This is a genomic window from Cyanobium sp. BA20m-p-22 (assembly GCF_024346275.1).
Taxonomy (GTDB): Bacteria; Cyanobacteriota; Cyanobacteriia; order PCC-6307; family Cyanobiaceae; genus Cyanobium_A.
Genome location: NZ_JAGQCQ010000006.1, coordinates 22,892 through 33,207 on the forward strand (window position 1 = coordinate 22,892; position 10,316 = coordinate 33,207).

The 10,316-nt window shown below is 65.9% G+C and carries 17 protein-coding genes; 9 read left to right on the top strand and 8 right to left on the bottom strand.

All coding sequences use genetic code 11. The annotated features are described in order from the left end of the window. Positions 1 to 9: 9 nt before the first annotated feature. A complete protein-coding gene (locus KBZ15_RS01080) occupies positions 10 to 1,206 on the top strand; it encodes a glycosyltransferase (RefSeq protein ID WP_255012722.1) in 1,197 nt (398 codons plus the stop codon). Then, a complete protein-coding gene (locus KBZ15_RS01085; RefSeq protein ID WP_255012725.1) occupies positions 1,206 to 2,000 on the top strand; it encodes a uroporphyrinogen-III synthase in 795 nt (264 codons plus the stop codon). Before KBZ15_RS01080 ends, KBZ15_RS01085 begins: the two co-directional genes overlap by 1 nt. On the opposite strand, the gene KBZ15_RS01090 is transcribed toward KBZ15_RS01085, so the two are convergent. Continuing rightward, positions 1,997 to 2,440: an SRPBCC family protein gene (locus KBZ15_RS01090; protein WP_255012726.1), complete on the bottom strand. Its 444-nt coding sequence runs from the start codon at positions 2,438 to 2,440 to the stop codon at positions 1,997 to 1,999. The genes KBZ15_RS01085 and KBZ15_RS01090 overlap by 4 nt on opposite strands. 8 nt (positions 2,441 to 2,448) lie before the next feature. Then, the gene (gene zds, locus KBZ15_RS01095) at positions 2,449 to 3,909 is read right to left on the bottom strand and encodes a 9,9'-di-cis-zeta-carotene desaturase (RefSeq protein WP_255012727.1); all 1,461 of its coding nucleotides are present in this window, start codon (positions 3,907 to 3,909) and stop codon (positions 2,449 to 2,451) included. Between the two features lie 100 nt (positions 3,910 to 4,009). On the opposite strand from zds, the gene KBZ15_RS01100 reads away from it, so the two are divergent. From KBZ15_RS01100 to KBZ15_RS01125, 6 genes are read left to right on the top strand one after another with little or no spacing between them, the layout of a single operon-like run. Beyond that, the gene (locus tag KBZ15_RS01100) at positions 4,010 to 4,387 is read left to right on the top strand and encodes an iron-sulfur cluster assembly accessory protein (RefSeq protein ID WP_254930066.1); all 378 of its coding nucleotides are present in this window, start codon (positions 4,010 to 4,012) and stop codon (positions 4,385 to 4,387) included. Continuing rightward, positions 4,384 to 4,764, top strand: coding sequence for a type VII toxin-antitoxin system MntA family adenylyltransferase antitoxin (locus tag KBZ15_RS01105; RefSeq protein ID WP_255012728.1), 381 nt, complete (start codon positions 4,384 to 4,386; stop codon positions 4,762 to 4,764). The genes KBZ15_RS01100 and KBZ15_RS01105 overlap by 4 nt, the downstream gene beginning before the upstream one ends. Continuing rightward, a complete protein-coding gene (locus KBZ15_RS01110; RefSeq protein WP_254930068.1) occupies positions 4,761 to 5,186 on the top strand; it encodes a type VII toxin-antitoxin system HepT family RNase toxin in 426 nt (141 codons plus the stop codon). The genes KBZ15_RS01105 and KBZ15_RS01110 overlap by 4 nt, the downstream gene beginning before the upstream one ends. Before the next feature lie 27 nt (positions 5,187 to 5,213). Next, positions 5,214 to 5,636, top strand: a complete 423-nt coding sequence (locus KBZ15_RS01115; RefSeq protein WP_197151806.1) for a hypothetical protein — start codon at positions 5,214 to 5,216, stop codon at positions 5,634 to 5,636. Further along, positions 5,633 to 6,829, top strand: a complete 1,197-nt coding sequence (locus KBZ15_RS01120; RefSeq protein WP_255012729.1) for a lipid-A-disaccharide synthase-related protein — start codon at positions 5,633 to 5,635, stop codon at positions 6,827 to 6,829. The genes KBZ15_RS01115 and KBZ15_RS01120 overlap by 4 nt, the downstream gene beginning before the upstream one ends. Next, on the top strand, positions 6,826 to 7,083 hold the full coding sequence (locus tag KBZ15_RS01125; RefSeq protein ID WP_255012730.1) for a hypothetical protein: 258 nt from the start codon (positions 6,826 to 6,828) through the stop codon (positions 7,081 to 7,083). Before KBZ15_RS01120 ends, KBZ15_RS01125 begins: the two co-directional genes overlap by 4 nt. Here the strand turns inward: KBZ15_RS01125 and KBZ15_RS01130 are convergent. After that, positions 7,040 to 7,975, bottom strand: a complete 936-nt coding sequence (locus tag KBZ15_RS01130) for a TIGR01777 family oxidoreductase (protein ID WP_255012731.1) — start codon at positions 7,973 to 7,975, stop codon at positions 7,040 to 7,042. The two genes, KBZ15_RS01125 and KBZ15_RS01130, sit on opposite strands and share 44 nt — an antisense overlap. 36 nt (positions 7,976 to 8,011) lie before the next feature. Here KBZ15_RS01130 and ndhO point away from each other — a divergent pair, with 36 nt between their 5' ends. Continuing rightward, the gene (gene ndhO, locus KBZ15_RS01135; protein WP_261357365.1) at positions 8,012 to 8,263 is read left to right on the top strand and encodes an NAD(P)H-quinone oxidoreductase subunit O; all 252 of its coding nucleotides are present in this window, start codon (positions 8,012 to 8,014) and stop codon (positions 8,261 to 8,263) included. A 96-nt stretch (positions 8,264 to 8,359) separates the two neighbouring features. Here the strand turns inward: ndhO and KBZ15_RS01140 are convergent, their stop codons facing one another. The 5 genes from KBZ15_RS01140 to KBZ15_RS01155 all read right to left on the bottom strand — a co-directional run. Continuing rightward, the gene (locus tag KBZ15_RS01140; protein WP_255012733.1) at positions 8,360 to 8,662 is read right to left on the bottom strand and encodes a type II toxin-antitoxin system RelE/ParE family toxin; all 303 of its coding nucleotides are present in this window, start codon (positions 8,660 to 8,662) and stop codon (positions 8,360 to 8,362) included. Next, entirely contained in the window at positions 8,659 to 8,886 is a 228-nt protein-coding gene (locus tag KBZ15_RS18610) for an addiction module protein (RefSeq protein WP_396123370.1), read from the bottom strand. The genes KBZ15_RS01140 and KBZ15_RS18610 overlap by 4 nt, the downstream gene beginning before the upstream one ends. Beyond that, positions 8,777 to 9,097, bottom strand: coding sequence for a hypothetical protein (locus KBZ15_RS01145; protein ID WP_255012734.1), 321 nt, complete (start codon positions 9,095 to 9,097; stop codon positions 8,777 to 8,779). The genes KBZ15_RS18610 and KBZ15_RS01145 overlap by 110 nt, the downstream gene beginning before the upstream one ends. Positions 9,098 to 9,146: 49 nt before the next feature. Then, entirely contained in the window at positions 9,147 to 9,842 is a 696-nt protein-coding gene (locus tag KBZ15_RS01150) for a J domain-containing protein (protein WP_255012736.1), read from the bottom strand. A 103-nt stretch (positions 9,843 to 9,945) separates the two neighbouring features. Further along, a partial coding sequence (locus KBZ15_RS01155) for a carbohydrate porin (protein ID WP_255012737.1) occupies positions 9,946 to 10,316 on the bottom strand: 371 nt, incomplete at its 5' end.

The following is a 10,316-nucleotide window of genomic DNA, read 5'->3' on the forward strand; positions in this document are numbered from 1 at the left end:
TCCCCGCCCATGCTCAGCCTCTCGATGATCGTGCGCAACGAAGCGCAGCGGCTGGAGCGCTGCCTGGCCTCGGTGGCCGGCTTCGTAGACGAGATGGTGGTGCTGGACACCGGCTCCAGTGATGCCACCATCGCCATCGCCGCAGGCTGCGGTGCCGTCGTGCACCAGCTGCCCTGGCCGGGAGATTTCGCCCCAGCCCGCAATGCCGCTTTGCAACACGTGCGGGGCGACTGGGTGCTGGTGCTCGACGCCGATGAGTGGCTGCTGAGCGAGGCCCGGGGGCCACTGCGGCAGCTGATGGGCCAGAGCGATCTGCTGCTGATCAACCTGCTGCGCCAGGAGCGGGGGGCGGCCCAATCGCCCTACTCCAACGTGAGCCGCCTGTTCCGGCGCCATCCGGCCATCCACTGGAGCCGGCCGTACCACTCGATGGTGGATGACAGCGTGCTGGCCCTGCTGGAGCAGGAGCCCCACTGGCGACTGGCCGATTGCGACGTGCCGGCCCTGGGCCACGATGGCTACCGGAGCGAGCTGCTGGCCAGCGGCGACAAGGCCCGGCGGCTGCGCCAGGCAATGGAGGCCGATCTGGCCGCCCATCCAGGCGATCCCTACGCCTGCGCCAAGCTCGGCAGCCTGGAGGTGAGCGAGGGGAAGCGCGAGCGCGGCATCGCCCTGCTGGAGCAGGGGCTGGCCCGGTGCCCAAGCTCCAGTCAGCCGGTGCGCTACGAGCTGCTGCTGCACCTGGCCATCGCGGTGGCCGGCAGCGACCCGGCCCGCGCCGAGCAGCTCTACCGCCAGGCCCTGGCCCTGCCGCTGCCGCAACGGCTCACCCTGGCGGCCCGGCTGAATCTGGCCGGGCTGCTTCAGGAAGCCGGCGCCCTGGAGGAGGCCTGCGCCCTCTGCCAGCAGGCCACCGCGGCCGCTCCGGAACTGGCCCTGGGCTGGCTGCAGCTGGGCCTGGTGGAACGCCGCCGGGGGCGGATTGGGGCGGCAATTGGGGCCTACCGCACAGCCCTGCAACGGGACCCAAACCATGCCAGCGCCCACCAGAATCTGGCGGTGGCCCTGCTACTGGGCGGTGACCTGGCCGGTGCGCGCGCGGGCTTCCGCCGCGCCATCGAGCTGCTCCAGCAGCAAAACCGCCCTGACGAAGCTGAGGCATTGCGGCGGCAGGCCGGCACGATGGTCAAGCTGGATGGGGCGTAATGGCAGATCTGGGCGGCCGCACTATCGCCGTGACCCGGGCCGAGACCCAGCTGGGGGAGGCCCGGCGCCTGTTTGAGGCGGCTGGAGCCTCGGTGGTCGACCTGCCTGCCCTGGTGGTGACACCCCCCGATGAATGGGGGCCGCTCGACGATGCCCTGGCCGAACTCGAAGACTTCCACTGGCTGGTTTTCTCCAGTGGCAACGGCGTGGAGGCCGTGGAGCAGCGGCTGCGCCGCCTGGGGCGCAGCCTGGCCCACCGCCCCAGCGGCCTCAGGATTGCCGCAGTGGGCCGCAAAACCGCCCGGCAGCTCGAGGCCCTCGGCGCCCCTGCAGACTTCATCCCGCCCAGCTTCGTGGCCGACAGCCTGCTGGAGCACTTCCCCGCCCCGGGCTGGGGCCTGCGGCTGCTGCTGCCCCGGGTGCAGAGCGGCGGCCGCACCCTGCTGGCGGAGGCCTTCGCCGAGGCCGGCGCCCGGGTGGTGGAGGTGGCGGCCTACGAAACCCGCTGCCCGGTTGGCCTGCCCAGCGCCGCGGTGGCAGCCCTGGAGCAGGGGCGCCTAGATGGGATCACCTTCAGCAGCGGCAAAACCGTCAGCCACACCTGCGAGCTGCTGGAGGCGGCCTATGGGCCCGGCTGGGCCGCCCAACTGGAGGGGGTGGCCGTGGTGTCGATCGGGCCCCAAACCAGTGAACGCTGCCGGGCCCTGCTGGGCCGGGTGGATGGGGAAGCCGATCCCCACGACCTGGCGGGGCTGGTGGAGGCCTGCGGCCGCTGCCTCAGAGCGGGGCCCTAGGGATACCGGGTTTGAACCAGATCCCGGAAACGGTCGAGGTTGGCCTGGAGCTCCTTGGTGACGATTCCCCCCAAGATGCTGGGCTCCATCAGGGGCGCCAGGATGCCGGGCAGCTCGTAGCTGACGCTCAGCTTCACCGCCGTAAAGCCGTCATCCTGGGGGTAAAAGCGCACCGCCCCCTTGGTGGGCAGACCTCCGACCGATTCCCAATGCAGCTGCTGGGCCTCGACCCGGTGACTGATGCGGGCCTTCCAGTGGAAGCGAAAACCCTGGGCGGCCAGGGTCCAGTCGGTGAGGTCTGGATCGTTGGGTTCGGTGACCACCGATTCAATCCAGCGCATCCACTGGGGCATGGATTCCAGGTCGCTCCACACCTCCCACACCTGCTCCACCGGGGCGCGGATCTCGGTGGTGACGCTGTGCTCAAGCCATCTGCCCATGAAATGTCCTACGCGATCGTGGTGGTGGTGGCCAGGATCGCCGTGGCGGCCAGACGTCCACTCATGGTGGCGCCTTCCATCGAATCGATGTAGTCCTGCTTGGTGTAACTCCCGGCCATAAAGAAATTGGTAACCGGCGTGCGCTGGTCGGGCCGGTAGGGCTCCATGCCAGGCGCCTCTCGATAGAGGGACTGGGCCAGCTTCACCACATTGCTCCATACCAGCTTCAAGTTGGCGGCGGAGGGGAACAGCTCTCGCACCTGGGCGTCGGTGTGGGCCACGATTTGATCGGTTTTGCTGGGGATCCAGCGATCGCCTGGGGTGAGCACGCACTGGAGCAGGGAACCCAGCCCCTCCCTGCGGTAGTCAACGGGGCTGGCCAGGGCCAGATCGGCGAAGCAGCTGAAGTCGGCGTCGGCGGTGTAGAGCAGGTTGTTGAGGCCGCTGGGATGGGCCAGATCGCGGCGGGCCGCCTCCTGCGGGGCCCCATCTCCGAGTTCGGTCACCCAGCCGTCGTAGCGCAACTGCACCGTGGCCACCGGCACCGCCTCCAACTTGTAGAGGTTGTCAAACAGGGGCCACTGGCGCCAGGCCGGCGGGATCAGGCGCTGGATGCCGGGCACGTCACAGGCGGCGAGATAGGCATCGGCCTCCACGCTGATCTCGCCCTCGGGGCTGCCGAGGCTGAGGCCGGTGACCTGGGTGGCGCCGGCCGCTGAATCTTCGAAGTGCACCTGGCTGACCCGGTGGCGCAGGTGCAGCCGGCCGCCGCGCTGCTCGATGTAGTCGAAGATCGGGCCGGTGAGCCAGCGGTGGGGCGAACCCTTGAGCAGGTTGAGCTTGGAGGCCTCGGTTTTGGAGGCGAACATCATGAAGATGGTGAGCATGCAGCGGGCCGAAATGGCCTCGCAGTCGATGAAGCCGAGGGCGTAGGCGATCGGATTCCACATCCGCTTGATGCTCTGCTGGCTGCCGCCATGGCCGAGGAACCACTGCTGGAAGCTGATCCGATCGAGGTCGCGGATCACCTTCATGGCCCCCTCGTAATCCACCAGGCCCCGCACGATCGGGCTGGTGCCGAGGGCCAGGGCATTGCGCAGCTTGTCGATCCAGCCCAGCTGAGGGGTGGTGAAGAAGGCCTTGAGGCCGTTGAAGGGGGCGCCGAGGGCAAAGCGGAAGTCGAGCTCGCGCAGGTCACCGCCCGTGTTCACAAACAGGTGGGTGTGGTCCTTGGGCAGCAGGTTGTCGATCGCCCCCACCTTGCGCAGCAGGGCAAAGAGGTTGGTGTAATTGAAAAAGAACACATGCAACCCCATCTCGATGTGGTTGCCTTCCCCATCCACCCAGCTGCCCACCTTGCCGCCGAGGAAGGGCCGGGCCTCATAGAGATCCACCTGGTGGCCAGCGTCCACCAGGTCAACAGCCGCAGCCAACCCGGCCAATCCAGCTCCCACAATGGCGACCCGCACCCCGTTGCACCCGCAAAGTTGGAACGACTCTATGGAGACAACCCACCAGGCAGCGGCTGGGCGGGCTCCATACAGTGGGTTCAGCAGGTATTGAGCCCCGATGAGCACCGCAACCTTCACCGCCAAGGACGGCAAGGGGATCCAGATCACCGAACCGGCCATGAAGCAGCTGGCGGCGCTGATGGACCAGCAGGGCTCGGCCAAGGTCCTGCGGGTGGGGGTGCGCTCCGGGGGCTGCAGCGGCATGAGCTACACGATGGATTTCGTCGATGCCAGTGCGATCCAGGGGGATGACGAGCACTACACCTACGAACCCAGCGGTGCCCCCAGCTTCCAGGTGGTGTGCGATCCCAAGAGCCTCCTCTACATCTATGGGATGCAGCTGGATTTTTCCTCGGCCCTGATCGGCGGCGGCTTCAACTTCACCAACCCCAACGCCAGCCAGACCTGCGGCTGCGGCAGCTCGTTTGCGGTGTGAACCAGAGCGCCCTACCGAGCGATCTAGATCTGGTGGTGCTGTTCGGCTCAAGGGCCAAAGGCTCCGCAAGCGAATCGAGCGACTGGGATTTGGCGGTGTTGCTCCAGCCCAATCCCCAAGACCCCCTGCGCCTCTTTGGCCTGGACCTGGAACTGGCCGGGGCTCTCGGCTGCTCCAGCGATGCCCTCGACGTGGTGGACCTCTCGAGATCCTCCTACTTGATGCAGCGCGTTGTTGCAGAGGATGGTCAGTTGCTATTTGAACGGCAACCCGGCATGTTTGCGGCCTTCAAGTCTCGGGCAAGGCGCCAATGGGCTGACTGGACCAGACGCCAGGCCAAACTCGAGCTCGAGCGTGCCGGGGCCGTACTGGAATGAGCCCCCTGGAGCAAGCGGTAATCCGGCGCAAACTCCAGCATCTTCAGGAGCTGGTGATGCTTTTGAGAGCCGAGAGCACAACTGGCTTGGCAGATTTCCTCAGCGACCGCCGCCAGCAGCTGCTGGTGGAAAGGCTTTTGCACCTGAGCGTGGAAGCCGCCAGCGATCTCCTGGAGCATCTCCTGGTGCAGGGTTCGGGCCGCCAACCCCAGACCTACGCCGATACTTTCATCCAAGCCGGCCAGGCAGGCCTGATCAGTCCAACCCTGGCCCAGCGCCTGGTGCCAGCAGCAGGGCTGCGCAATCGGCTGGTGCACGACTACGAAGCAATTGATCCCAGCCGGGTGCACGCCGCAATGGGCATCGCCCTGGCAGACCTCGACGAGTTGGTCTGCCAGTTGTCCGACCAGATGGCAATCTGAGGTCACGACCAGGCCTGCCGCCTCCCCATGACCTCCCCAGAAGCATCCTCCCTGTTCGAGCAGGCCATGGAGCGCTACCAGCAGGGGGCGGCGCCGGCCGACTTGATCGGCAGCTTCGTTGCCATCACGGAGCAATCCCCCAACCAGGCGGCGGGATGGACCTGCCTGGCCTGGCTGCAGCTGCTGGATGGCCAGCACCAGAGCGCCCTGCGCTCCGCCAAGACCGCCGTGCGCCTCAACCCCCAGGACCCCCAGGCGCGCATCAACCTGAGCCTGGCCATGCTGGAAACCGGCGCCAAGGGAGTGCGCGAACACATTGAGATCGTGCAGCGGGTGTTGGCGATGGCCCCGGAGATGGCGGCGGAGCTCAACGCCTCGATCGCCGATGGCCTGGTGCGCCAACCGGGCTGGAAGGCGATGGAAAAGGTGAAGGCCTGGCTCGCGGCTTGAAACCGGTTCTGCTGCTCAGCAACGGCCATGGGGAAGACCTCAGTGGCGCCCTGGTGGCTTCCCACCTGATCCAGCGGGGCATTGCCGTGGAGGCCCTGCCGCTGGTGGGCCATGGCGCCAGCTACCGCCAGCTGGGCATTCCGGTGCTGGGCCGCACCCGCAACTGCAGCACCGGCGGCCTGGGCTACACCAGCCTGGCGGGGCGGATCGCCGAACTGCTCGAGGGCCAGATGCTCTACGTGCTGAGCCGCCTGCTGCTTTTGAGGCGGCGGCGGCGCCACTACGGGCTGGTGCTGGCCGTCGGCGATCTGCTGGCCGTGCTGGGGGGCTGGTTTTCAGGCCTGCCCACCGCCGTGTATCTGGTGGCCTACTCCAGCCACTACGAGGGCCGGCTGAGGCTGCCCTGGCCCTGCGGCTGGCTACTGGGCCGGCCAGGCATCAGGGCGATCTGGAGCCGCGATGAGCTCAGCGCCGCCGACCTCAGCGGGCAACTGGGGCGGCCCGCCAGCTTCCTTGGCAACCCCTTTCTCGATGCGGTGAGCAGCAACGAAGCCCCACCAGCGGGGGCAGGAGATCCGGAACTGCTCCTAGTGCCAGGCAGCCGCCTGCCGGAGGCGGCCCGCAATCTGGGGCTGATGCTGGAGCTCCTGGCAGAGCTGCCTGGGAAATTGCCAGTGGAATGGCCGGGGGGACGGCGCCTGCGGCTGCGGGCCGCCCTGGTGCCCGGCCTGGAGCGGGCCTGCATTGCCCAGCTGGCCGCTCCCCTGGGCTGGCAGCTGGAGGGAGAGGACCGGCTGGTGCGGGGCCCCCTGGAGCTGGAGCTGAGCTGGGGCGGGTTTGGGCAACTGCTGCCCAGCGCCCAACTGGTGCTCTGCAGCGCCGGCACCGCCGCGGAGCAGGCGGTGGGGCTGGCCATACCGGTGCTGCAGCTACCTGGCCAGGGGCCCCAATTCACGCCGGGGTTCGCCGAAGCCCAGCGCCGCCTGCTGGGTGCTGGGGTGTTCTGCGCCCCAGAGCCCAGCAGCGCCGCCGAGCTGGCGCACCAACTGCTGGAGCAGCAGCTGGATCCGATTCGGGGGCCGGCCCTGCGCCGGCAGCTGGCGACAATTGGCCAGGAGCGCATCGGCAGGCCTGGGGGCAGCCAGGCCATGGCCGGAGCGATCATGAACCTGCTTGCGGCTTCGGCGCGATGACCACCCCCCCCACGCGGTTGCAGCAGCTCAAGGGCGCCATGGACACCCTGCTGGTCGTGGATGTGTTTGTGGTGATCGCCGGCGCGCTGTGGTTTGCCGCTGCTGTGGCCCTGCACAGCCAGCACGTGGAGGGGCCTTTGACCCTGTTCCAAAAGCTGTGGGAGCCGCTGTTCACTCCGGCGATCGGGCTGCTGATGGGCGCGGCCCTGCTCAGCGGAGTGCTGGGCTGGTGGCAGCGGCGAGGGCAGCGTTGAGTTCGGGGTAGGAGAAGCTGAATCCCTGGGCCAGCAGCCGCTCCGGCCGCACCTGCTGGCCCTCGAGCACCACCTGGGCCCCATCGCCGAGCAGCAGCTGCAGCACCGGCGCGGGCACCGGCAGCAGGCTGGGCCGGCCCAGGGCCTGGCCCAGGGCATCGGCAAAGGCGCCCATGGTGGTGGGCTGGGGGCTGACCGCGTTGTAGACGCCGCTGTAGGAGCCATCCTCGAGGGCGGTGGCGATCAGGCGGCAGAGGTCGTGGCGGTGAATCCAGCTCATCCACTGGCGACCCGTACCAACGGGGCCACCGAAACCCATGCGAAAAACGGGCAGCATCTTGCCGAGGGCGCCGCCATCGGCGGCGAGCACGATGCCGATGCGCAGCTTCACCAGGCGGCAGCCGGTGGGCACCTGGTCAGCGGCGGCTTCCCACTGCTGGCAGATCTCGGCCAGAAAGTCGCTGCCGGCAGGGCTGGATTCGCTGAACTGGGCCTGGAGGCTGGCGCCGTAAAAGCCCACGGCTGAGCCGTTGACGAGCACCGCCGGGGGGCGCTGCTGGCGCGCCATCGCCGCCACCAACAACTCGGTGCTGCGCACCCGGCTGCGGAGCAACAGCTCGCGGTGGGCCGGGGTCCAGCGGCGCTCGGCAATCGGCTCGCCGGCGAGGTTTACAACCCCATCGGCCTGGGCGACGGCCAGCTCGAGGCCGCTGCCTGCCCAGCTGGCGGGGTCAGCCGGATCGCCCTGGATGCAGTTGAGCCGCTCACCCACCAGGGCAGGAAAGGGCTGGAGCTGGCGGCTCACCAGGGTGAGCTCATGGCCCAGCTCCAGCAGCAGGGGCACCAACTCACGGCCGACAAAGCCTGAGCAGCCAAGCAACAGCAGACGCATCGATTCAGCCCAGATGGGCCGAGGCTAGGCCTTAACCTGGCCCCAGCTGGATGCCCTGCCGTGGCCGATCAGACCCCGCTAAAGAAGGGCAACCTGGTGCGCGTCAACGGGGCGGCCTATGCGGGCAGCCTGGAGGCCGCAGCCAGCGAGGCCCCCCTACCTGGCTACCTATTGGAAGGCCCGGGCGAAATCCTGGCCATCAAGGGCGCCTACGCCCAGCTGCGCTGGCGCCGACCGGTGCCCGATGTGTGGCTCAGGCTTGATCAGCTGGAGGCTTTTCCGGGTTGATATCCACGCCTGACAAACCAGATTTACTTGGCTAAATGCATCCAATGATCAGGGGAATCAGGGAGCAGCTCTATTAAATAGCTCTGAACAGCTCGATTAGCCGTTGTCTATTCGTGATCGCCAGTACCCCGGGCGCTTAGAGAGGTGCGCAACCGCAAAGATCACAATCCCATCCGTATGAGAGCGATAGATAACGGCAAACGGAAAATCTTTCACGAGCAACCGGCGGGTATTTTTCCTGTATAGCGAACCAGTCAAGGGATACAGAATCGCACGGGATACAACCTCTCGAATTGAAGCCAGGAATCGAGCACCCAATCCAGCTTCTTTATTTTCATAAAATTCGACTTCTTGAATCAACTCAAGCTTGGCCGCCTCCGCAAAGCGAGCGATTCTCACCGAAGCATCACGCTCGCCTCGGCGAAGACAGCATCTGCACTATGGGCTGGCATCAAGCCTTGATCAAAAGCGTCCAGACGGCGCTCAATCTCTTCCTCCCAAGCTGAGTTAATCTCAATTGTTGAAGGCTGCAAAGACTCGAGCATCATTTCCGCAAGTCTTGCTCTGTCCTCTGGGCAGAGCGTTCGGGCTTGCTCTTCGAGTTGCTTCAGCAAGGGCGTCATGCGACAAAGGCAGAAGACTATCAACAAACTCTAGCCCCGGCGGCCGCGGTAAATCACAATCGAAGCTCACCAGCACCTTCTCGATCTTGGAACCTTGGCCGCGGCCCGTGAATCGTTGTTTTGATCGAAAGTCATCGAAGGGCAACATCGGCTTGATATGAACCAGGACGTCGAGGCTGCGCAGGCCAGATTGATCATCCGGCAGAAGCACTTGACAAAACACATTCGGGTGCTCAAGCCAATCTGATGGGGTGTCACCCTCAACGCCGCAGCTGACGAGAATCGACCAGCAACTGGCTGCGGCGAGCCTTGGCCTGGCGCAATAGCTCACGAGCATCGCGCAGGTAGGAATCCACGTAGCCGAGCGTATAACGCTCGAGATCAGCGATAGCATCCTTAACCAGGCTAAGGCAGTGGTAGAGGGCGAGGCTGAAGCTCTCAACCCCCACCGGACAGGAGCGCGAGCGGTATAGAGCTTCCACCTTGGCGAGGCGGGCCTGACTGGCCTCCAGGAATCGGCAAAACGCCTCCATCAAGGCGTCGTCGTAGGGGTCGGCCGCCAGCGCCTTGAGTTGGGCCGGGAAGGCGTTGATCACCTGAGCGAGGAGTCGATCACTCGGAGCAACCACGAGCTGGAGCCAAGCAAGCAGGTCCTGCTCAGTGGCAGTTGCCGTAGGGGCAGCGGCAGACTTGCCTGGCTCCTTAACCCTTTGATGGGTCGTGGTGGTTCCGCTGGTGTGTTCTATGCGGCTGCGGCGCTCACTGTTGCGCAGCACCTCCCAGGCCGCATTGAGCTCCAGGATTGTGCGGTGATCGCCGCCGGCATCGGGGTGGTGCTGCTTGACCAGGGCGCGATAGGCCGCCTTGATTTCAGCCGCACTGGCGGCGGGCGAAACCCCAAGGACGCGATAGGGATCAGTGGCGGCCAGAGCGGGCTCCCCAGGAGCAACCACCATAAAAAAACCCCGGCGTGAGCCGGGGTTGGTTGAGGGGTGTGTTGAGAAGTGGAGGAAAAGGACCGGAGATGTGTGAGGGATCCGGCCCCAGGTGTTCTGGGGATCAGAACTTGAAGGTGGTCTTGAGGACAGCGCCGTACATGTCGGCGGTTGCACCAGCTCCTGAGTTGGCCTGGAAGTCGTAACCACCATTCTGGATCCAGAAGAAGGCGGGGGTCACACTGATGTTGTCGGTGACCTGGAACTTGTACCAAACTTCAAGGCCGAAGTTGCTGATGTCGGAATTGGATTCACCCAGGCCAATACCAAAGGCATTGCCCTTCATGAACAGATCGCTCCACTGAAAGCCGACCATCCAGGTGTAGCTGTCGTCGGTTACACCGTCGCCAGATCCGTTAAAGGTAGAAGCACCAATACCAGCACTGATCGAGGGGAGCCAGCCAGACTCCTCAGGCTGCCAGTAGGCACTCAAAC